We start from the raw sequence: 21,612 nt of genomic DNA, 5'->3' as shown, positions 1-21,612 counted from the left end.
GTTTCAGGCGCCCGTGCGGAAGCGGCGCGCGGGCTCCACGTGGCGCTGGATGGCCGCGCGGAGTGACGCCACATCCGGCCCTGCTTCGAGCACGGAGCGCGTGGCGGTGGGGATGATTTGCGCCTCGCGCCCGGCGAACAGGCGCTTGAGGTCGTCGAAGCCGGCGCCCTGCGCGCCGATTCCAGGCGTCAGCATCAGCGCGCCGCCCAGCCGCTCCACCACGCCCCGGTCCGACGCGGGAAGAGTGGCCCCCATCACCGCGCCCGCGGGCAGCACGCCCGGTCCCGCCTTCTCGTTCAGCTCGCGCAGCCCGTCCGCGAGGACCTCCGCCACGGTGCGGCCATCGGCCCCCGTGGACGTCTGGAGCGACGTGCCCTCCGGGTTGGAGGAGCGCACGACGAGGAAGGCACAGGCGCCCGACGCCCGCGCCCGCTCAATCGTCTTCACCAGCGCGCCCAGGCCCAGGTACGCGGAGAAGGTGGCCGCGTCCGCCTCGTAGGCGCTGCCCGCGCCGAAGACGGTCTCCGCGTAGGCGTCCATGGTGGAGCCGATATCCCCGCGCTTCACGTCGAGCAGCGCGAGCGTGCCCGCCGCCTTGAAGCGCTTCATCAGCGCCTGGAGTGTCTGGAGTCCCGCGGGGCCATGGCGCTCGAAGAACGCGCTCTGCGGCTTCACCACCGCGACGCTGTCACCGGCCGCGTCCGCGATGCGCTCGCAGAAGTCGGAGAGGCCCTGCGCGGTGTCGGGCAGTCCCCAGCGCGCGAGCAGGTCCTTCGACGGGTCGACGCCGAGGCAGAACGGGGAGCGCTCGTCGGCGAGCCGGGCGAAGCGCTGGGCGAAGGATGCAGGGGTATTCACCGTTCCAGCTCCTGTGCAGGGTCAGCGCAGCCGGCGAGCGGCCGCGTCGAAGAGGGGATTGGGCAGCACCTTCGCCAGCCGCGAGGGCAGGGCGAGTTGCCACGGGAAGGACAGCTCCGTCTCACCGCGCAGGATGGCCGTGCCCATCAGCTCCACGGCCGCGTCCGTCTCCATCAGGAAGGGCATGGGGAAGTGGTTGTCGGCGGTCATCTCGCTCTTCACGAAGCCCGGGTAGATGGTGGTGACGCGCACGCCGGTGCTGCTCAGGTCCACGCGCAGGCTCTCCATGAACGTGGCGAGGAACGCCTTCGAGGCCGAGTACGCCGCATGTCCCGCCAGCCCCCGGTGGGCCGCGAGGCTGGAGATGCCCACCACGTGGCCCCGGCGGCGCTCCACCATGCGCGGCAGCACGGCCGTCAGCGTGGCGGCTGCGCCGGTGACGTTGGTGTCGATGATGGCACGCACCTTGTCCCAGTCCAGGCGCTTGCCATTCGTCACGCCGCCGACGCCCGCGTTGGCCACGACGAGGTCCAGGCCACCGCACTCCGAGTCGAGCTCGCGCAGGCGCTCCAGGTGGGACTCCGTGCGCGTGACATCCAGCTCCAGCGGCTCCACCGTCGCGCCCGCGGCCTGGGCCTCGTCGGCGAGCGCCTGGAGCTGCGGAATCCTTCGCCCGGCGGCGAAGACGCGCAGGCCGCGCTTGGCCAGCCACAGCGCCAACCCTCGTCCCAGGCCGCTCGAGGCGCCTGTCACCAGCGCCGTCCGGTAGCTCATCTCCGCCATGGTGTCTCCTCCTGGCTGCGTCGCTGCTTCTCGCACGGTTGGCGGCGGAATTGGGACACAAAACCATGCGGGGCCTTGTCCGGCCGGCCGGGTCGGAAGGCCCAGGAGTGTTGACGAGCATGCACGCGCTGGCCCTGTCGTGCGTGGCTCGCTCGGCGGCCGGCCGATGGCACGGGGCCTGTTCGTCCGCAGCTTGTCTCCACGAGGAGGAACGCGCACATGACGCCCTCGAACTGCGTGCTCGCCATCGACGACGACCCCGACATCCTGCTGGCCTTCAAGGACGTGCTGGAGCTGGAGGGGCACAGCGTGTTGCTGGCGCACAGCGGACGCGAGGCGCTGGAGTTGCTGCGCGGGGGCGCACGCCCCTCCGTGATTCTGTTGGACCTGATGATGCCGGACGTCAACGGCTGGGAGTTCCGCGACAGGCAGCGCGAGGATGCCTTGCTGGCGCCCATTCCCGTGGTGGTCATCTCCGGGCAGGGCGTGAGCGCGCGCGAGGTCGCCGCGCTCGGCGTGGACGACTACCTGCGCAAGCCCGTGGACGTGGAGCAACTGCTCGGCGCTGTCTCGCGCTACGTGCTCGCCGCGGAGGAGCAGCCCCAGCCCGTGTGAGGCGGAGGCCCGCGCCGCTGGACGGACGCGGGCCCCCTCATGCGAGCGTCAGTGCATGCCCGACGGCGCGCTCTCCAGCTTGGCGACCACCTGGTCCACCGAGAAGCTCGACGGACGCTGGCGCGGCGGGAACTCGCGGAAGCTCGCGAGGAACCGGGCCACGGCCTGCTGCGCGGGCACGAAGTAGAAGGCGTGGTCGATGAGCCACGACTGGTAGCCGACCGCGTCCTGCGAGCGCTCCAGCGGGTCGGCGCGCAGGTCGAAGGCGAGCGGAGCGCGGCGGATGGTGAAGGGCTCACCCCAGGCCTCGATGCCCTTGGCGTTCTGCTCCGCGAAGACGAGCTTCATGCGGCCGTGGCGCACGGCGACCAGCTCCCCGTCGTCACCGAAGTAGAAGAACTCCGTGCGCGCCGAGGTCCCCTTGCCGGACAGCAGCTCCGTCTGGTCGTAACCATCCAGATGGACCTTGAAGCTCTTGTCGTTGGCCTCGTGGCCGCTCTTGAGCTTGTCCACGATGTCCGGGTCGCCCGCCGCCGCGAGGAACGTGGGCAGCCAGTCCTCGGACGAGAACAGCTCGTTGATTTGCGTGCCGGGCTGAATCACGCCGGGCCAGCGCACGACGCACGGCGCGCGGAAGGCGCCCTCCCAGTTGGTGTCCTTCTCGCCACGGAAGGGCGTCATGCCGCCGTCGGGCCACATGCACGTCATCGCCCCGTTGTCCGTGGTGTAGACGACGATGGTGTCCTCCGACAGCCCCAGCGAGTCGAGCTTGTCGAGGAGCTGCCCGACCATGCCGTCATGCTCCACCATGCCGTCCGGGTAGAGGCCGAGCCCCGTCTTGCCTCGCGACTCCGGCTTCAGGTGCGTGTGGACGTGCATGCGCGTGGTGTTGAACCACATGAAGAACGGCTGGGCGGACTTCTTCGCGTCCTCCAGGTAGTCCATGGCGGAGGAGAGGAACTCCTCGTCCACCGTCTCCATCCGCTTCTTCGTCAGCGGGCCGGTGTCCTCCACCTTCTGCCCGCCCTTGCCGTCCGACGCGCAGCGCAGCACGCCGCGCGGACCGAAGCGCTTCCTGAAGGCCGGGTCCTTGGGGTAGTCCGGGTTCTCTGGCTCCTCCTCCGCGTTGAGGTGGTAGAGGTTGCCGAAGAAGTGGTCGAAGCCGTGGACGGTGGGGAGGAACTCGTCGCGGTCTCCCAGGTGGTTCTTTCCGAACTGCGCGGTCCGGTAGCCCTGGGCCTTGAGGAGGTCGGCGATGGTCGGGTCCTCGGGCTGGAGGCCGACCTTGGCGCCCGGCATGCCGACCTTGGTGAGCCCGGTGCGGAACGGACACTGGCCGGTGATGAAGGCCGCGCGCCCCGCCGTGCAGCTCTGCTGCGCGTAGTAGTCGGTGAGGAGCGCGCCCTCCTTCGCCAGCCGGTCGATGTTCGGCGTGCGGTAGCCCATCACCCCGAGGTTGTAGGCACTGACATTCCAGTAGCCGATGTCGTCACCGAAGATGACGAGGATGTTGGGTTGCTTCTTCGCGTCCTTCTTCTTCTGGGTCGCCATCGAGTCCCCCGGCGCGAATGTGGAATAGGAGTGAGCGCGGCGGCCCTGGGGGACAAGCAGGGGCGGACGGGTGGACAGGCCGACGGTGCAACGGCCCGGTCCGACTTCGTGCGCGGCGGACACCGGACTCCATTCGCGGGGCAATGGCGTGGGCGATGGCCCGTGGTCACCTTGCGGCGTTCCGCGAGTCTCGGGTGGATGGATGCCAGTCGTCAGGCCGTGGGGACTGTTGCTGCTTCTCCTGATGTCGCCCCTGGCCCGGGCGCAGGACGCGCACTACTGGACACGGCAGTTCGGCAACCGCGCGTGGCTGCTCGGCGGCGCGTTCATCTCGAATCCGGGGGACATCAGCGCCGTCTATTACAACCCGGGCGCGCTCGCGCTCCTGCAGACGCCGGAGCTGGAGCTGACCGGGACTGTCTTCGAGTCCACGAGCCTCACCGTGCGGAACGGCCAGGGGAACGGGCAGGGCCTCACCGAGTCGAGACTCGATGTGCTGCCGTCTCTCATCGCGGGCTCGTTGCGCTGGGGGTTCCTGGGCAAGTCGCGGCTCGCCTATTCACTGCTGACGCGGCAGGGATTCACCGCCTCGCTGGAGTCTCGCGAGCAGGGCTCGGGGACGAACCTGGGCGGGGTGCCGGGGATGGACCAGCTCGCGGCGGACGTGCGGCTGGACCAGGACGTGGGGGAGTACTGGGCGGGGCTGACGTGGTCCTTTCCCTTGGGGAGACACGTGGGCGTGGGCGTGAGTCCCTTCGCGGCGGTGAGGGACCAGGAGACGAACATCCAGGTGCTCGCGCAAGGCTCGGGCCCTGGAGGCAGCGCGCTGCTGTCCACGCTGGGTCGGGACTTCCACCTGCGACACGTGCGGCTGCTCGCGAAGCTGGGCGTGAGCTACCAGCGCGAGCATCTGTCCGCGGGCCTCACTGTGACGACCCCGAGCCTGGCGCTGTGGGGAGAGGGCGAGTCGAGCTTCGAGCGCGCGATACTGGAGCGGGGCTTCGGGCTGTCGTCGCTGCCCGCGTCGGCCTTCGACTTCCAGGAGGGGCTGGAGGCGAGGTTCCAGTCGAGCTGGGCGGTGGCGCTCGGCGTGGGTGGGACGCTGGGGAGCACCTCCGTGTATCTCGCGGCGGAGGGCTTCGCCCGGGTGAAGCGCTTCACGTTGGTCGACGCCAGGGCGTTCTCTCCCCGTGACTCCCAGGAGGTCATCGATCCGGACGTCGACTTCGCGCTCGCGCCGTTGGTCAACGTGGCGCTGGGCGTGGAGCAGCGGCTGGGTTCCCGCCTGCGTGCGTACCTGAGTGCCCACACGGACTTCAGCGGCGTGACGGAGACGCCGAACATGAACGCGCTGCTGTCGGGCTGGGACCTCTACCACGTCGCCACCGGGCTGCATTTCACGGTGGGCCGCTCGCGCTTCACGTTGGGCGGCAACGTGGCCTTCGGGCAGCAGACCACGGAGCGGCTCGCCGACGCGGTGGAGCGCGCGGGCCTCCAGCCGCTGTCCGGGAGCCAGAAGGTCCGCTTCCTCCAGCTCAGCCTCATCATCGGCGCCAGCTTCGCGCTCGTGGAGAAGGACCAGAGCCCCGATGAGGACACCGCCGACGAGGCTCCGACGATGCGTTGACGCCGCCGCGAGCGAGCGGTGACACGGCGTCGCCCCGGAGGGCTGCTTTCCGAGCGCGTGACGGGTCCCCACCTCCAGGTTCCAGGCTCCAATCATGGACGGTCCGCGCTCGTCGCGTGGAGACGGACACAGTCGGAAGGGCAGGTCGCCGGGAGGGCGGCGCGCATGAGCGAGGCACCAGAGGCCGGGACGCTGCTCGACGAGGACGCGACCGTGGCCCTGCTGCTCGACCTCGCGCGGGCGCTGCACCTGTCCTACGTGCCGTCGTTCGGGGTGGAGAGTCGCGTGAGGAAAGCGGCTCGGGCCTGGGGGTTGGAGGTGGACGTGTTCACCCTCCAGACGCTCGCGGTGACGGAGGTGCGCTCGGGCGCGGCGCGCCGGGTCGACTTCCACCGGCTGCCCTTCAATCCGCATTGGAACCTGACGCGCGCCGCCGCGCTGCTCCTGCTGTCGGAGGCCATCACTCGGGGGACGCGCACGGTGGCCGAGGCCCGCGCCGAGCTGGACCGCATCATGGCGCACATCAACTGCATCCCGAGTGGCTCGTCTACCTCGCGTATGGCGTGTATGGCGCCGCGGTCGCCGCGCGCGTCGGGGGTGGCTGGTGGGAGCTGGTGGCGGCGCTCGCGGTGGGGGTGCTCGCGGGAGGCATTCACTTCGGCACGCTCAAGTCCGAGCGGGTGGACCTGCAGAAGAGCTTCCTCGGGGCGTTCCTGGGGACGTTGCTCGCCTTCGGCCTGACCTTCGTGCTGCCGACGTTCGATGCGGCGAGAGCCCTCTTCGGAGGAATCACCCTGCTCGTGCCAGCGATGGTGGTGATGTTGGGCTCGGCGGAGCTGGTGGGCGAGTCGGTGGAGGCGGGGCTCTCGCGGCTCACCTATGGAATGCTGCGCTTCCTCATGCTGGGCGTGGGCATCGCGGCCGCGGGCACGCTCTGGGGCTTGTTCGGACCGCTCCCGTTGCGGACGAATGCGCAAGCGCTGCCGCATGCCGTGGTGCTGGTCATCATCGCCGTGGGCGGGGTGGCGTTGACCGTGTGCATGTCCGCGAGGCACCGCGATACGCCGTGGATTGTGGGCGCCGTGCTGCTGGCGTGGGGCGTCCAGGAACTCACCAAGGGGGGCTCGGCGACAAGGGTAGTCCGCTCATCTCGGCCTTCGTCCTGGGCGTGGCCGGACAGCTCCACAGCCGACTGCCGGGGCGGCTCCCATCGACGCTCATCATGCCCGGACTGCTCCAGCTCGCGCCGGGCTTCGTCGGCACGAGGGCCATCCTGGCGTTGCTCGGAGTCGAGGGGCAGGGCGACGACGCGCGTGTGTTCGAGCTGCTGCTCGTGGCGCTGCAGCTCGTGATGGGGCTGTTGTTCGCCTTCATGCTCGGGCTGTCGCCTGACGCCCGGGAGAGCACCCGAGAGTGCATGGAGGACTCCCAGCGCGCGAAGTCGGCGAAGCCGTCCCGCGAAGTGTGACTGCTTCACGCATGCTCGCGCTGCGGGTCCTGTTCCATCGTGGAGCCGGAGCAGGTTGTGCCGGCATGACGCTGTCCGCTTCAGCGAGGTGGCTCTGAGAGCCGCTCTTCGTACCAGCGCCGTGGGTGCTTGAGCTGCACGTGGGTGTCACCGGGTTTGACTTCGACGGCGCCGCTGAGGTCGCCCACCTTCGCGTAGATGAGCGCGTGCGTCGTTCCGCGCGCCGTGTCCAGGCGGCCCTCCAGTTCGAGCCCGTCCGCCTTCGCGTGCAGCGCGCTTACCTGGAGTCCCGCGTCGCTCATCCGCGCCTGTCCGGTGACCCTCAAGTCCCTGGCCTTCAGCAAGGGCGAGAGGAACCCCGGCAGCTTCTTCTCCGCCGTGAGCAGCACGACGAACGGGTCCGCGTTGGAGAAGTGCGCGGAGAAGTGTGCCTCCAGCTCCGCGGGGGCGAGGGTCAACCGCGCCTGGGGCAAATCGAAGCGCCCACTCCATCCGCGAATCGTGGCGTGCGGCGCGTCCGCCGAGACGTGGTGCAGGTGAAGCGCCGAGCCATCCAGGCCCAGGCTCTTGCCGTGCAGGCTCAGGCGCCGCGCGTCGAGCTCCACGGACGCCATGCCGAGCACGCGGGCCTCCGCCCACCGCCCTTCCACGAGGTCCGTATGGAGGTCCAGTCGCAACCGCTGCGGAGTCTTCTGTCCGGCCGTGCTGTCCGACGCCTCCAGCGTGGCGTGACCCGACTCCACGTGGAAGGTCTTCCCCATCCACGCGTTGAGCATCCGCAGGTCCACGGGCCCACTCCGCGTCACGCGCAGCTCGTGCTTCACCTGCGTCGCCGCGTCGGGGTCATGCATCTTCCCATGCAGCGTGAGCGAGACTTCCGGAACCTCCAGCACATGGCCCGCCTTGCCCTCCACGTGGACGGGAGCGAAGCGCATCCGCAGCACGCTGCGCGTCCCGGCCGACCCGTCCTCCGTCACCTCGCCATGAACCCTCCAGGGAGCACGCACGCGCGCGGGGCCCACCCGCAGCTCCAGCGGAGCCCCGCTCGCATCCACGCGGCTGCCCGCGGCCAGCTGTCCTCCTTGAATGAACACCTCCGCGTCGAGCCGACCCGCGCCTTCACCCAGCAGGTCCGGGTGCTCCCGGGACACCAGCGCTCCGAGCCACGCGAGGTCGAGCACCTCCATCTTCACGCCCAGCCGCCCGTCGAACTTCTCCACCCGGCGCTTCGTCTCCCCCTCCGGTCGGACGGCATCGAGGGCCAGCTCGTGGGACACCTCCCGCACGCGCGCCACCGTCCGCCCCTCCAGCTCCAGCGCTCCATCGGCGAGGCGGAGCGACTCCAGGGTCACGGTGAGTCGCTGTCCCGCGACCACGCGCACCGCGCCCTTCACCTGTCCCGGGCCTACGTACCGCACCGGCTTCAACATCAGCTCGCGCAGGTCTTCCATCGTGACGTCGAGCAGCTCGATGTCCCACGGGTGTGCATGCGGGTGTCCGGCGGGCGTCTGCTCCAACGCGGGCAGGGGCTCCGCCCGCACGCTCACTCCTCGGGCTCGGACTCCCTCCGCGCGCACCCGCCGGGACAGGAGCGCGAAGAGGGACGCGTTGGCGTCCACGTGCTCCGCGTCGATGCGCCACGCCGCGCGAGCATCCCGCTGCCGCACGAAGAAGCCTCGGAGGTGCACGGGGCCGGGCCACAGCCACCAGCCGCTGTGCCAGTCCACCTGGGTCCTCGGAGTGGTCCTGGCGAGCAGCGCGGGCACCAGTCCGACATTGAGCGCCACGTTCAGCAGCGCTTCGAAGGCCAGCACCACGACGAGTCCCCACTGGAGGACCCGCCACCAGCCGCCGCGCCGCGCGCGGAACCAAGGAGGGGCGCGCGACGCCTGGGGCGCTTCGACGGACATGAAGCCCTCCCGGGCACGACGGGTCCGTCAGGAGGTAGCCACGCGAGAGCTTCCAGGCATCGCACCCGGGGGCAGCGTCACGTCGACACCTGACGACGCCACGGCGCCAGGTGGCGAGGGGCTGGGACTGCGCTGCTCGGTGTCCAGGGGCAGGGCGACGACGCGCGTGTGTTGGAGCCGCCGCGGCGCCGTGTCGGATTACGCGCGTGGCATTTGCACCGTCACGGCGGGCCGACCACTTCGCGCCATGACCCGCCGCGCCACCGAACCGAGCACCAGCCGACCCACACCACCACGGCCATGCGTCCCCAGGCAGAGCAGATCCACGTCGTGACGCTCGGCGGCCTGGGCGATGACTTCCGCCACGTCATCCCCCGGTCAGCACGGACAGTTCGACCTTGTGCTTCCCGTCCTGTTCCGCCCGGGGCACGCGAAGCTCCAACTGGCGCCGCGCCGCCTGACGCTCCCGGGGTGTCGCTCCATCGGGTTCGACATGCGGCAGGTGGACCGTACCCCCGGGCGGGGTCAGCGCGAAGGCATAGGCAACGGCGCGGTCCCCAGGCGCCATGAAGTCCGTGGTCGCCAGCACCGCGCGCACCCGGGGAGGCTCCGCGCGCAATGGTTCCAGGAGCGTGGACACCTCTCGCTCCAAGGCCTCGCGCAGGTCGGCGGACACGTCCCTGTAATTGCAGGGCTGCACCAGGTTCAACCCCAGCCGCTCGGTGTCGGCGGAAACCCAGAAGACGTGGCCGCCAACCACGTCCAGGGGGCCGACCTTCGCCAAGGCCTTCACCCCGTCGCGCGCGACCTCGAAGGACCGTGAGCGGTCCACGCCCAGCATCACGCGCAGGGCGCGCTGGCCGCGCGCCCACGCCTCCAGCCCCGCGCCTTCCCGAACCACCAGGAAGGGGACCTCCAGCGCCTGGCCCATCCGGTCGACCGTGCCCCCCAGTCCCAGGAAGGGCGCCTCCGCGCGCGACCTGCGACAGCTCCTTGAGGCTAGTGACGGCCGTCGGCGCCATGCCACGGGTGAGAGAGGCGCACGGCGTGCGTCGGCCCGCCTGCCCGGCACGGACGGACTCGCTCCAGCGGGGGCCCGGTCTGGCTTGCAGGGGATTGGGCGGCTCCCCGAGACAACTTCTTCAGGGGGACTATGTTTCGTGGAGGGGGAAGGGACGGCTCGGACGAGAGGTGACGCTTCGCATGCGGTTCTCCTGGCTCAAGAGCGCGGGGCTGCTGGCGGTGTCCGCGGCGGGACTGGTGGTGGGAGGCCTTGCCTGGCTTCTTGGCGCCCCTCACGTCGCGGACATCTGCTGGGCCGCGGGCGCCGCGCCCGTGATGCTCGTCGTGGCGGTGTCCATCATCCAGTCCCTGCGCCGCGGCGCGATGGGGGTGGACATCGTCGCCTTGCTCGCGATGGCAGGCGCCCTGGGGCTGGGTCAGTATCTCGCGGGCGTCATCATCGCCCTCATGTACTCGAGTGGGGGTGCCCTGGAGGACTCCGCGCGAGCCCGTGCGAAGCGCGAGCTGTCCTCGCTGCTCGGACGGGCTCCCAAGGTCGCTACCCGGATTGAAGAGGGCGGACTCGTCCAGGTGCCCGTGGAGGCGCTGACGCCCGGCGACCTGTTGCTCATCAAGGGAGGCGAGGTGGTCCCCGTGGATGGCCTCGTGGTCTCCGCCGAGGCGGTGCTGGACGAGTCGGCACTCACGGGCGAGTCGCTCCCTGTCTCCCACCCCACGGGGCAGCGGGTGCGAAGCGGCCCCCTCAACGCGGGGCCGCCCTTCGAATTGCGCGCCCTCTCCACGGCGGATGACAGCACCTATGCGGGCGTGGTGCGCCTGGTGCGGTCCGCGCAGGCCTCCAAGGCGCCCTTCGTTCGAATCGCCGACCGTTATGCGCTGCTCTTCGTCCCGCTCACCCTGGTCCTGGCCGGCGCGGCGTGGCTGTTGTCAGGCGACCCGGTGCGGGCGCTCGCCGTGCTCGTGGTGGCGACCCCCTGCCCCCTCATCATCGCCGCGCCGGTGGCCATCGTGTCTGGAATCTCGCGCGCGGCCCGCCGCGGAGTGCTCATCAAGGATGGCGCGGCCCTGGAGGCGCTTGCCCGGGCGCATACCTTGCTCTTCGACAAGACAGGCACCCTGACGTCGGGACAGGCGCGGCTCACCGCCATCGAGACCGATGGCATCCAAGACCCCGAGGAGCTGCTGCGGCTGAGCGCTTCGCTGGAGCAGGCGTCCCAGCATGTCGTCGCCAGTTCCATCGTCGCCTCCGCGCGTGAGCGGGGGCTGTCACTCACCCTGCCCACCTGGGTGGAGGAGCAGCCCGGGGCTGGGATGCGCGGCGAGGTGGAGGGGCATTCGTTGCGGCTCGGCTCACCGGCCTGGGCGGGGGGCTCGGAAGTGCTCACGCCCTGGGCGCGTGGGGTGCTGCGGCACATGGGGGATGAGGGCACTTCGGGTGTATTCGTCTCCGTGGACGGGCGGATGGCGGGCGCCCTGCTTCTGGCGGACGAGATTCGCCTGGAGGCGCCGAGAGCCCTGCGCCTGTTGAGACGGGCCGGCGTGAAGCGCTTCGTCATGGTGAGCGGAGATAGAGCGGAGGTGGCGGAGGCGATTGGCGCCGCGCTGGGCGTGGATGCCGTGTTCTGCGAGCAGAGTCCCGAGGAGAAGGTGCGGACAGTGCTGTCCGAACGCGCCGCGGGCATCACTCTCATGGTTGGGGATGGCATCAACGATGCGCCCGCGCTGGCGGCCGCGGACGTGGGCGTTTCGATGGGCGCGCGCGGCTCGGGTGCGGCCGCCGAGGCCGCGGACGTGGTGCTGCTGGTGGACAGGCTGGACCGTCTCGTGGAGGCGATGCTCGTGGCTCGCCGCGCTCGCTCCATCGCGTTGCAGAGCGTCGTGGTCGGGATGGGCTTGTCCCTGGTGGCCATGGGGTTCGCGGCGGCCGGCATGCTGGGGCCCGTCGTGGGAGCGTTGCTTCAGGAGGGAATCGATGTCGCCGTCATCCTCAATGCCCTGCGGGCACTGGCAGGGAATGGCCTGCCCGCCGTGCGCCACGGCCTGTCGGAGCAAGAGGTGGGGCACCTGAGGCGCGAACACGAGGAGTTGCGTCCCGTGCTCGAGCGGGTCCAGTCGCTGGCGGACCGGCTGGACGCGATGGGCGCTTCCCAGCAGAAGTCCGAACTGCTGGAACTGGACGGGCTGCTGCGCGAGCGGCTGTTGCCTCATGAGCGCAGAGATGACACCGAGCTCTATCCCCCGCTGGCGCGACTGCTGGGGGGCGAGGACCCGTTGGGCCCGATGAGTCGCACCCACCGGGAAATCACCCACCTGGGCCGCATCTATCATCGCCGGGTGGAGGACCTGGGCGACCAGGGGCTGGATGCCCTGCAGCAGCGCGAATTGCGCAGGCTCCTCTATGGTCTGGGCGCCATCCTCCAACTCCACTTCGCTCAGGAGGAGGAGCTCTTCGATGCGGTCTCGTGAGGGGCGCGCAATGGGCCCGTCGACGCTCATTCCGGAGCGCGAGGCGTACAGGCCTCCACGAAGCGCTGCTTCATGAGGCACGGCGGACGGCGTGCCGCCTCGCGTGTGGCCGAAGGGGGGAACTTCCCCCGGCCTGGACGGTTCCGCTCGCGGTGTTGCTCACGCGCCTGCAGGGCTCGCTGACGGGGCTGTCCGTCACCGAGGCCCAAAGCCGTCTGGTGCGCCTGGGCCCCGATACGCTCTCGCAGGAGCGGCGACGAGCGCCCTGGGTGGAGTTCGCCGCGCGTTTCCGCAATCCGCTGGTGCTCGTGCTGCTGGTCTCCAGCGGTGTGTCCGCGTTCATCCACGACGTGACGAGCTCGGCCATCATCGCGGTCATCGTGCTGTCGAGCGTGACGCTCGACTTCGTGCAGGAGCGACCGGCTGGCCGGGCCGCCGAGAGGCTCCGAGCGGGGGGCGCTGCGGGCCCGCGTCCTGCGCGATGGGCGCACGTGGGAGGTGCCCGTGTCGGAGCTCGTCCCCGGAGACGTCGTGCTCCTGTGCGCGGGCAACAGCGTGCCTGCGGACGCGCGGCTGTTGGCGTCGAAGGACTTCCACGTCAATCAGGCGATGCTCACGGGGGAGCCCTATCCCGTGGAGAAGCAGCCCGGGGAGCTCCCCTCGGGAGCGCGCATGTCCGAGGCCACGAACGGGGTCTTCGCCGGGACCGCGGTCATCAGCGGCTCCGCCAGCGCCGTGTGGCTCAACCGCGTCTTCTCGCGCCACGTCGCCTGAGCGCGCGCGCCCGCGGGCGGCGTGCCATCACCGCGCCCGCGCGGACTCCAGCAAGAGTCGCCGCTCCGCCGCCGCGATGACCCTCCGTGCCGCCGCCGCGGCCCCTGGCGTCACCGAAATGGAGGTGATTCCCGCGCGCACCAGTTGCTCGGCGAATTCGGGACGGTTGGAGGGCGCCTGGCCGCAGAGGGACGAGGTGATGCCCGCCTCGTGGCAGGCCCGGATGATGCGGACGATGGTGTCCATCACCGCCGCGTCGGACTCGTCGAAGAGCTCCGCGCACAGCTCCGAATCCCGGTCCACCCCCAGCATCAGCTGCGTCAAGTCGTTGGAGCCGATGGACACGCCGGTGATGCCCAGCTTCGCGTACTCGGCAATCCGGTAGACGACCGAGGGCACCTCCGCCATCACCCAGCGCTCCAGCCCTCGCTGGCGGCCCAGGGGACTTGCGTCGAGCAGCTCCAGGCACGCCTCCAGCTCCCACCTGGTGCGGACGAAGGGAATCATCACGTGCAGGTTGGGGGTCTGCTCACGGACGCGCGCGAGCACCTCCAGCTCCAACTGGAAGACCTTGGGGTCGCGGATGTACCGGTAGCATCCCCGCAGGCCAATCATCGGGTTGGCCTCGGTGGCCTCGAAGTCAGCGCCGCCCTCCAGCCCCCGGAACTCGTTCGTCCGGAAGTCCGTCGTGCGGTACACGACGGGGCGGCCGCGAAAGGCGCCTGTTATCGCGAGCAGCGACTCGGACATCCGCTCGACGAACTCGCGGCTCCGGCCATCGGCGATGAGCTTGCGCGGGTGCACGCCGCCCAGGGCCTCGGTGAGCATGAACTCCGCGCGCAGCAGGCCCACGCCGTCCACCGGGAGCGCCGCTGCTTCGCGCGCCTGCGCTGGCAGCGCGAGGTTGACGTAGAGGCGCGTGGCGAGAGGCTCCGGCTCCGCGGCGACCCTCGCCGCCGTCACGTCCCCCTGGACTTCCACCGGGGGAGCCTCCACGGGAGGCCGGCCTTCGAGAATCGCGCCCGTGGAGCCATCCACCGTCACCTCCTCTCCGTCGCGCAGGACGCGGGTGGCGGTGCGCGTGCCCACCACGCAGGGCCTGCGCAGCTCGCGGCTGACAATCGCCGCGTGGCACGTCATTCCTCCACTGTCGGTGACGACCGCGGCCGCGCGTCGCATGGTGGGCACCCAGTCCGGGGACGTCATCGGCGCCACCAGGACCTCGCCCGGCTGGAGCCGCTGGCCCTCCCCGGGCTCGCGCAGCACGCGCACGCGGCCCGTCGCGACGCCCGTCGCCGCGCCCAGCCCGGACACCAGGACCCTGGCCGGCTGGCTGTCCCGGCGCTGCCTGTCCGAAGCCATGTCCAGCGTCGTCACCGGACGCGACTGGACGAGGTAGAGCCTGCCCCCCTCTTCGGCCCACTCGATGTCCTGAGGCGCGTCGTAGTGTCGCTCCACGCGCAGGCCCAGGCGCGCGAGCTCCAGCACCTCCACGTCCTTGAGCACGCGCTGGTGGGCCTGGCCGGGGGGCAGGGTTTCGCGCCGCTCGTGGCCCACCCCGTCGCGCACGAGGCGGAAGGCCTTCTCCCCCACGCGCGCCTCCTGCACGCGCGGCCCCTGCTTGGTCACCACGTACGTGTCGGGCTCCACCTGGCCGCTCACCACCGCCTCGCCCAGGCCGAACGCGGCCTCGATGATGATGCGGCCGGTGTCCCCGGTGGAGGGGTCCGCGGTGAACATGACCCCCGCGCGCGCCGAGTCCACCATGGCCTGGACGACCACGGCGATGGCCGGCTCCTCGGTGAGGCCCTGCGCCTTGCGGTAGGCCACCACGCGCTGCCCGTAGGCCGAGGCCCAGCACGCCCGCAGCCTGTCGAGCAGCGCCTCGTCACCCACCACGTTGGTGTACGTCTCGTGCATGCCCGCGAAGGAGGTGGAGGCGGTGTCCTCGGAGGTGGCCGAGGAGCGCACGGCCACGGCCTTGTTTTCGCCCAGCCGGTGATAGGCGGTGACCAGGGCGGTGCGAAGGTGCTCCGGGATGGTCGCCTGGCGCACCACGCCTCGCAGGGCCTCGGTGATGGTGGCCAGCGACTCCGGGTCGTCCGGGTCCACGCGTCGCCAGAGCTCGCGGAGCCGGGGGCGCACGGGTGCCATGGCCTCCTGGAACGCGGCGGCGGTGACCACGAAGCCCGGGGGCACGGGGAGGCCGGCGCGTGTCAGCTCGCCCAGATTGGCGCCCTTGCCACCGGCCACGGCGACGTCCTCTCGCGACAGGGCTTCGAACCACAGGAGGAACTCCTCCGCGGCATCGGGCACCGGGGCCCGCGGGGGCTGCTTGCTTTCAGGTGAAACGTCCATGTCTCGGGCTCCCAGGACGGTGGGGAGTGCAACGCGCCCAGGGCCAGTTGGACGCCGAGGGGCATCCGGCGCGCCCGTCCTGACACGCCTCGAGAAAGATGGGGCCTGCCTCCATCAGGGGCACGCGGGCCAGGGGCCAAGGGCCACGCGTCCAGGTCCGCCAACGGCGCGGTCGTGCCCGGGGCCGCCATCCCCGTGCTCCACCGGGCGTCCGAGGAGGCGACCCGCGGCGTCTTCTGCCTCTTCGCCTCGGGCGACGCCTCAGCCGGGTGCATCCAAGCGCTCGATGAGGCGCACGAAGTCAGCGAGGTGCCGGGTGGCGGTGAAGTGGGCACGGACGTCCTCGTGGGCGCGGCGGCCCAGGAGGGCGGCCTGCTCCGGGGCCTCCAGGAGCGAGCGCACCGCGCCCGCGAACTCCGTCGGGTCCCCGGGGTCGCGCACGAGCAGGCCGTTCTGTCCGTGGACCACCTGGTCCTGAAGCCCGCCCACCGCGCTCGCCACCACGGGGCGCGCCTTCCACATGGCCTCCGTGAGGGTGAGCCCGAAGCCCTCCTGGAGGCTCTTCTGTGTCACCACGGCCGCGTGGCGCTGGAGCGCGTTGACCATGGCGGCGTTCTCCTCGAGGTCCGCCATGGGCAGGCAGGCCAGGTGGATGTGCTGGCGCACGAAGTGGGACTGTTGTCGCCACAGGTCGAGGACGTCCTGGAACGTGGCCGCCGCATCCGGGTCGTCCGCCACGGAGGTGACGGCGGGCCCGGCGAGCACCAGCTCCGCGCGCAGATGGGGGGACTGCCGCAGCAGGATCGCGAACCCCCGCAGCACGCCCGCTGGGTCCTTCAAGGGGTCCCACCGGGAGACCTGCGCCACCAGGGGCACTTCAGGGTCGGGCTCGGCGCCCGACTGCATGATGTCCGCGCCTCGCGACACACGCCCCGTCAGCCCGTCCGCGCGGGTGAAGACGGGCTCGGGCGCGCCGGCGGCTCCGCGCAGCAGGCCGATGCTGGCGAGGATGGCGCGCGCGACCGCGGGCGTCATGGGCTGGTTCTTCACCGCGAAGATGTCGATGGAGGGCTGGATGACGAGCGCCCGGTCCGCGCACTGGGGCGGCACATAGGCGGCTCGGGTGAAGAGGGTGAGCCGGGCGGCGGCAAGCCCCGGCGCGAGGAACTCCCACGCTCGCACCACCTCCGCGTTGGGGGTATCCCGGCCGACGTGACAGCGCCAGGCCACGCGAGCGCCCGCCGCGGCCAACGCGGGCGCCAGCCCCGCGGTCTGCGGGTCGTGCAGCAGGACCACGTCCCCCGGCTGCACGAGGACGAGCAGCTCCTCCGCGTTGTCCCGGAGCACCTCGTCATAGAGCGCGTGCTCGGCCTGCCCCAGCGGGGAGCCGTCTCCGCGCGAACCATGCAGGGCGTGATGGAGCCGCTTGGTGATGTGGAAGAAGGCGGGCGTGCCGGTCAGCACCAGCCAGCGGGCGTCCACGCCCGCTCCGCGCGCGTAGGCGACCATCCGGTGGAGCATCTCCGCCACGCCGCCGCCCCTCGCGGTGGAGCTGATGTTCCAGAAGGTGCGGCCGGCCATGAGGGTCCGGGCGCGAGCGGCCTGGCCCTGGAACCCGCTCCAACTGGCCGCGTCCAGCTCGTGCTCGAAGCGCGTCAGCGGTTCGGCCTGGATGTGCACCTCGAAGGGCTTGAGCATCGGGCCTCTGGCGGGCGCTCCTGGTGGGCCCTGGCCCTCACGGGCGGATGGCGACCTTGATGACGCCGTCCGCGCGCTGGCCGAAGAGTTCGTACGCGTCGCGGATGTCCTTCAGCGCGAAGCGGTGCGTGAGCAGCGGCGTGAGGTCCACCCGCCCCGCCTGGATGATGGCCATCAACCGCCGCATGCGCTCCTTGCCTCCCGGGCAGAGCGTGGTGACGATGCGGTGGTCTCCGAGTCCCGCGGCGAATGCGTCGTAGGGCAGTTGAAGCTTGCCGGAGTAGACGCCCAGGCTGGAGAGCGTGCCGCCCGGACGCAGTGAGCGCAGGGCCGTCTCGAATGTCGGCTGGGTCCCCAGGGCCTCGATGGCCACGTCAGCCCCGCCGCCAGTCAACCGCCTCACTTCGGCCGCCACGTCCTGGTTTCGATGGTCGAGCACCACGTCCACGCCCATCTTTCGGGCGAAGGCCAGCCGGGACTCATCCCCGTCGACGCCGATGACCAGCGCGGCGCCCATCAACCGGGCCCCCAGGGATGCGCACAACCCGATGGGCCCCTGGGCGAGGACGACCACCGCGTCGCCGATTCGCACCCCGCCCGACTCAGCGCCGCTGAATCCCGTGGAGGCGATGTCCGCCAGCAGCAGCACCTGCTCGTCCGAAAGCCCCGCGGGCACCGGCGCGAGGTTGGCCTGCGCGAAGGGAATCCTGACGTACTCGGCCTGCGCGCCGGGCAGGGTATTGCCCAGACGCCAGCCTCCCATCGCCTCGTACCCCGAGCCGTGTCCGCATTGGGACAGGTGACCGGACAGGCATGCATGGCACTGGCCGCACGGCGTGATTGCACCCACGAGGACGCGGTCCCCTGGCTGGTAGCCCTCGACGCCCGGGCCCAACTCGTCGATGACGCCCACCAGTTCGTGGCCGATGGTGAGACCCGGCTTCACCGGGTACTCACCCCGGATGATGTGCAGGTCGGTTCCACAAATCGTCGTCAGGGTGACCCGGACGATGGCTTCTCCGACGCCCGCGCGTGGCTTCTCCACCTCTTCCAGCCCGAACCGCTGGCTCCCTCGAAAGACGGTTGCCCGCATCTCCCCTCCGTGGCCACGCATCTGGAATGCGACTCCCAGCCAACTTCGGGACCCCGTCCTTCTCCTGCAAACGCGCCTGCCGGGATGTTCCCTGGCATGACTGACGGAGCGGCGGCTGCATGCTCCAAGGCCTGGAGGGATGTCCTCGGGGGGCCGGGACTACGACACCGCGCTCCAGTACTGCTTCATCACCTGCCGGCTCGCGGCCAGCGCTTCCTTCGCGTCCGTGTGGACATCCCCGGTGGGGAAGCTGTCGGTGCGGCCGGCGAGCACCTCGATGCAGGCGTGCACGGACTGGGACAGGCCCTCCAGCGAGTAGCCCCCTTCGAGCAGCAGCACCAGCTTGCCGTCACAGACGCGCTCGGCGAGCGCGCGCATCGCGGAGCACATGGCGGCGAAGCCTCGCTCCGTGACGTCCATGCCGCCGATGGGGTCGTGCTGATGCGGGTCGAAGCCCGCCGACACCAGCACCAGCTGGGGACGGTATGCCTCCGCCACCGGCAGGAGCAGCTCCTCGAAGAGCATCCCGTAGTCAGCGTCCGAGTTGCCGCCCGGCAGGCCCACGTTCACCGTGTAGCCCTCACCCGCGCCCCGCCCCACCTCGGGCGTGGCGCCGGTGCCCGGGTAGTAGGGGAACTGGTGCACCGACTGGTACATCACGTCGCGGCGCCCCCAGAAGGCCGCCTGCGTGCCGTTGCCGTGGTGCACGTCCCAGTCGAGGACGAGGACGCGCTCGGCCCCCAGCCGACGCCCGGCTTCCGCCGCGATGGCCGCGTTGTTCAAGAGGCAGAAACCCATGGCGCGGTCCGGCTCCGCATGGTGTCCGGGAGGGCGCACCAGCGCGAAGGCGTTGCGCGCCTGCCCCGCCATGACGGCCTCCACGGCCTGCACCGAGGCGCCCGCGGCCAGCCGCGCCGCGTCCACGCTGTCCGGGGAGACGTGGGTGTCCGCGTCAATCTGGGCCTGGTGCCCGCTGAGCTTCCGCAGGCGCGCGAGCAGCTCCGGGGTGTGCACCGCCGTCAGCTCCGCGTCCGTCGCCGAGCGGGGGGACGCCATCACCGTGCCCCGCACCGGCGCGCGCGCGAGCACCCCGAGGATGCGCTGCAGGCGCGCGGGGGATTCCGGGTGGCCCTCTCCCGGGTCGTGCTGGAGGAAGAGGGGGTCGGTCAACAGCAGGGTGGGCTTCATCGGGTATGACCTTACGCATCCTGACGTGGGGAAGTCAGGCTCCCGCCGGGGCGGAGGGGCGGACGAGGGCTCCACCCCGGTCCTTGCCCTGTCGGTGTTTCCATTCCTACAGTGCCTCGCCTTGGCTCCGCGCTTCAAGAAACCCGGACTGCGCAGCATCCTGCTCGGCTCCTTCGCCGTGGTGCTGGCCCTCATCCTGGGGACGCTGTTCTTCGTCGTCCCCGCCCGGGTGGAGGACTTCCTGGAGACGCGCCTGACGAAGCACGGCGATGACCGGGCGGTCCAGGCCGCGCGAGATCTGGCGAACCAGTCCGTCTCCACGCTCCCGCCGCTGTTGGAGACGCTGCACGGCGGTGACGATGACTTCGCGCTCATCGCCGTCCTCGGCGCGGATGGCCGGATGCAGGCCGTCCACCCGCCGGGCGCGGAGTCGTGGCTGCAGAAGAACCTCCGGGAGAAGCTGGAGGGCAGCCCTGGCGCGCCGCTGGATGGCACCATCTTCGACAATGGCAACCGGGCCATTGTCCGCCCGGTGGTGCTTCGCGAGGGCCCGGGCCAGGTGCTGGTGGCGGTGAACTTCTCGTCCCTGGACGAGGTCGTCACCTCGCTGCGCCATGTCGTGCTGCTGGCGTTCGGCATCGGCCTGACGCTCTTCCTCGTGGTGGCCTTCTTCATCTCCCGCGCGTTCATCCTCGTCCCGCTGGACGCGATGATGACCATGGCGCGAAGGCTGGCGGAGGCGGACCTCACCGGCCGCGTGGACGTGGGCTCGCGAGACGAGCTGGGCCTTTTGGCGGAGGCGCTCAACCGCATCGCCCAGAGCTGGCGCGACACGCTGGGCCGGGTGCGCGGCGTGTCGGACGTGGTGGCCGGTGTCATCGAGCAGATCCACCGCACCGGCACCACCGTGTCGTCCGGCGCGAGCACCGTCCAGGCCCGCGTGGAGGAGACGTCCTCCTCCATGGTGGAGATGATGGCCTCGCTGCGCGGAATCGCCGAGAACGTGGAGGTCCTCTACCAGAGCGCGGAGGAGAGCAGCTCCTCCATCATGGAGATGGCCGCCACCAACGACGAGGTGGCGGAGAACGTCACCGCGATGGCCGCCAGCGTGGAGGAGACCACCAGCGCGATTGAGGAGATGACGTTCTCCATCAAGGAGGTCGCCAAGAACATCCAGGAGCTGTCCGCCTCCACGGAGGAGACGTCCTCGGCCATCAGCCAGATGGACGCCGCCATCGGTCAGGTGGAGACGAACGCGAAGGAGACGGCGCGCCTGTCCGAGCAGGTCTTCGAGGACGCGAAGACGGGCGTGGAGGCGCTGAGCAAGACGCTCACCGGCATCGACCGCATCAAGGACACCAGCCGCGCGACGGCGGACGTCATCGACAGCCTGGGCCGGCGCATCTCCGAGATTGGCAACATCCTCAACGTCATCGACGACGTGGCCGAGCAGACCAACCTGCTCGCCCTCAACGCCGCCATCATCGCCGCGCAGGCCGGAGACCACGGCAAGGGCTTCGCCGTCGTGGCCGAGGAAATCAAGGACCTGGCCGAGCGCACCGGCGCCTCCACCAAGGAGATCGCCGAGCTCATCCGCAGCATCCAGGAGGAGAGCCGCAACGCCGTGGTGGTGATGAACCAGGGCGCGCGCAACGTGGACGAGGGCGTGCGCCTGGGCCGCGAGGCGGAAGGGGCGCTGCGAAAAATCAACGACAGCACCGAGAAGTCCACGCAGATGGTGAAGGCGATTGCGCGCGCCACCGTGGAGCAGGCGCGGGGCAGCAAGCAGGTGACGGCCTCGATTCATCGCATCAGCGAGACGGTGCAGCAGATTTCGAAGGCCTCCAACGAGCAGGCCCGGGGCGGCGAGCAGATCATGAAGAGCGCGGAGAAGATGAAGGCGCTCACCGCCCACGTGCAGCGCAGCAGCCAGGAGCAGGCCCACGGCAGCAAGCAGATCACCCGGTCCATCGAGAGCATCAACGAGATGGTGACGCACCTGAACCGCGCCCAGAAGGAGCAGACCAAGGGAAGCGAGCAGGTGCTCAAGGCCGTGGAGACCATCAAGGGCGTGTCCGAGCACCAGACACGCTCCGTCAAGCAGCTCGAGGAGGCCATCGACAACCTCCAGCGACAGGCCGAAATCCTCCGGGGCGAGGTACGTCGCTTCCGCGTGTAGTAGGCGTGCGCGCCGCCCGCG

At 70.7% G+C, this 21,612-nt stretch carries 17 protein-coding genes and 2 pseudogenes; 9 read left to right on the top strand and 10 right to left on the bottom strand.

Annotated features, from left to right (window positions below):
• Positions 1-3: 3 nt before the first annotated feature.
• Positions 4-858 (bottom strand): orotidine-5'-phosphate decarboxylase, encoded by an 855-nt coding sequence (gene pyrF / locus LZ199_RS17180; protein WP_253994782.1) that lies wholly within the window; start codon positions 856-858, stop codon positions 4-6.
• A 21-nt stretch (positions 859-879) separates the two neighbouring features.
• Complete coding sequence (locus tag LZ199_RS17175; protein ID WP_253994781.1) at positions 880-1,641, bottom strand: SDR family NAD(P)-dependent oxidoreductase; 762 nt, start codon at positions 1,639-1,641, stop codon at positions 880-882.
• A gap of 219 nt (positions 1,642-1,860) precedes the next feature.
• Here LZ199_RS17175 and LZ199_RS17170 point away from each other — a divergent pair, with 219 nt between their 5' ends.
• On the top strand, positions 1,861-2,256 hold the full coding sequence (locus LZ199_RS17170) for a response regulator (RefSeq protein ID WP_253994780.1): 396 nt from the start codon (positions 1,861-1,863) through the stop codon (positions 2,254-2,256).
• 48 nt (positions 2,257-2,304) lie between these two features.
• Here LZ199_RS17170 and LZ199_RS17165 read toward each other — a convergent pair whose 3' ends face one another.
• A complete protein-coding gene (locus LZ199_RS17165; RefSeq protein ID WP_253994779.1) occupies positions 2,305-3,807 on the bottom strand; it encodes an arylsulfatase in 1,503 nt (500 codons plus the stop codon).
• Positions 3,808-4,009: 202 nt separating this feature from the next.
• Between LZ199_RS17165 and LZ199_RS17160 the strand changes: the two genes are divergently transcribed.
• From LZ199_RS17160 to LZ199_RS46135, 4 genes and pseudogenes are all read left to right on the top strand, one after another.
• Positions 4,010-5,434, top strand: a complete 1,425-nt coding sequence (locus LZ199_RS17160; RefSeq protein WP_253994778.1) for a hypothetical protein — start codon at positions 4,010-4,012, stop codon at positions 5,432-5,434.
• 165 nt (positions 5,435-5,599) lie between these two features.
• Positions 5,600-5,899: pseudogene (locus LZ199_RS17155) on the top strand (hypothetical protein); the annotation flags it as partial.
• Positions 5,900-5,997: 98 nt separating this feature from the next.
• Positions 5,998-6,786, top strand: a complete 789-nt coding sequence (locus LZ199_RS17150) for a threonine/serine exporter family protein (RefSeq protein ID WP_253994777.1) — start codon at positions 5,998-6,000, stop codon at positions 6,784-6,786.
• Positions 6,768-6,902, top strand: a complete 135-nt coding sequence (locus LZ199_RS46135) for a hypothetical protein (RefSeq protein ID WP_256569168.1) — start codon at positions 6,768-6,770, stop codon at positions 6,900-6,902. The genes LZ199_RS17150 and LZ199_RS46135 overlap by 19 nt, the downstream gene beginning before the upstream one ends.
• An 80-nt stretch (positions 6,903-6,982) precedes the next feature.
• On the opposite strand, the gene LZ199_RS17145 is transcribed toward LZ199_RS46135, so the two are convergent.
• The 3 genes from LZ199_RS17145 to LZ199_RS17135 form a co-directional block, all read right to left on the bottom strand.
• Positions 6,983-8,812: a hypothetical protein gene (locus tag LZ199_RS17145; RefSeq protein WP_253994776.1), complete on the bottom strand. Its 1,830-nt coding sequence runs from the start codon at positions 8,810-8,812 to the stop codon at positions 6,983-6,985.
• 198 nt (positions 8,813-9,010) lie between these two features.
• Positions 9,011-9,178 (bottom strand): universal stress protein, encoded by a 168-nt coding sequence (locus LZ199_RS17140; RefSeq protein WP_253994775.1) that lies wholly within the window; start codon positions 9,176-9,178, stop codon positions 9,011-9,013.
• A 1-nt stretch (position 9,179) separates the two neighbouring features.
• Positions 9,180-9,743, bottom strand: a complete 564-nt coding sequence (locus tag LZ199_RS17135) for a hypothetical protein (protein ID WP_253994774.1) — start codon at positions 9,741-9,743, stop codon at positions 9,180-9,182.
• Between the two features lie 272 nt (positions 9,744-10,015).
• Between LZ199_RS17135 and LZ199_RS17130 the strand changes: the two genes are divergently transcribed.
• The 3 genes and pseudogenes from LZ199_RS17130 to LZ199_RS17120 all read left to right on the top strand — a co-directional run bounded on the left by LZ199_RS17130 (position 10,016) and on the right by LZ199_RS17120 (position 13,075).
• Positions 10,016-12,301: a heavy metal translocating P-type ATPase gene (locus tag LZ199_RS17130; RefSeq protein WP_253994773.1), complete on the top strand. Its 2,286-nt coding sequence runs from the start codon at positions 10,016-10,018 to the stop codon at positions 12,299-12,301.
• Positions 12,298-12,576: pseudogene (locus tag LZ199_RS46700) on the top strand (hypothetical protein); the annotation flags it as partial. The gene LZ199_RS17130 and the pseudogene LZ199_RS46700, both read left to right, overlap by 4 nt.
• A gap of 229 nt (positions 12,577-12,805) precedes the next feature.
• Entirely contained in the window at positions 12,806-13,075 is a 270-nt protein-coding gene (locus LZ199_RS17120) for a P-type ATPase (protein ID WP_253994772.1), read from the top strand.
• Positions 13,076-13,102: 27 nt separating this feature from the next.
• On the opposite strand, the gene ppsA is transcribed toward LZ199_RS17120, so the two are convergent.
• The 4 genes from ppsA to LZ199_RS17100 form a co-directional block, all read right to left on the bottom strand.
• On the bottom strand, positions 13,103-15,433 hold the full coding sequence (gene ppsA / locus LZ199_RS17115; protein WP_253994771.1) for a phosphoenolpyruvate synthase: 2,331 nt from the start codon (positions 15,431-15,433) through the stop codon (positions 13,103-13,105).
• A 261-nt stretch (positions 15,434-15,694) separates the two neighbouring features.
• Entirely contained in the window at positions 15,695-17,131 is a 1,437-nt protein-coding gene (locus LZ199_RS17110) for a glycosyltransferase (protein ID WP_253994770.1), read from the bottom strand.
• 37 nt (positions 17,132-17,168) lie between these two features.
• On the bottom strand, positions 17,169-18,224 hold the full coding sequence (locus tag LZ199_RS17105) for a zinc-binding dehydrogenase (protein ID WP_253994769.1): 1,056 nt from the start codon (positions 18,222-18,224) through the stop codon (positions 17,169-17,171).
• Between the two features lie 159 nt (positions 18,225-18,383).
• Positions 18,384-19,412, bottom strand: coding sequence for a histone deacetylase family protein (locus LZ199_RS17100; protein ID WP_253994768.1), 1,029 nt, complete (start codon positions 19,410-19,412; stop codon positions 18,384-18,386).
• A 121-nt stretch (positions 19,413-19,533) separates the two neighbouring features.
• On the opposite strand from LZ199_RS17100, the gene LZ199_RS17095 reads away from it, so the two are divergent.
• Positions 19,534-21,591, top strand: a complete 2,058-nt coding sequence (locus LZ199_RS17095; protein ID WP_253994767.1) for a methyl-accepting chemotaxis protein — start codon at positions 19,534-19,536, stop codon at positions 21,589-21,591.
• Positions 21,592-21,612: the final 21 nt, after the last annotated feature.

Source organism: Myxococcus qinghaiensis (assembly GCF_024198215.1).
In the GTDB taxonomy this organism is placed as follows: Bacteria; Myxococcota; Myxococcia; order Myxococcales; family Myxococcaceae; genus Myxococcus; species Myxococcus qinghaiensis.
Note: the sequence above shows the minus strand (reverse complement) of the source record. Positions and strands in the feature narration are given on the sequence as shown.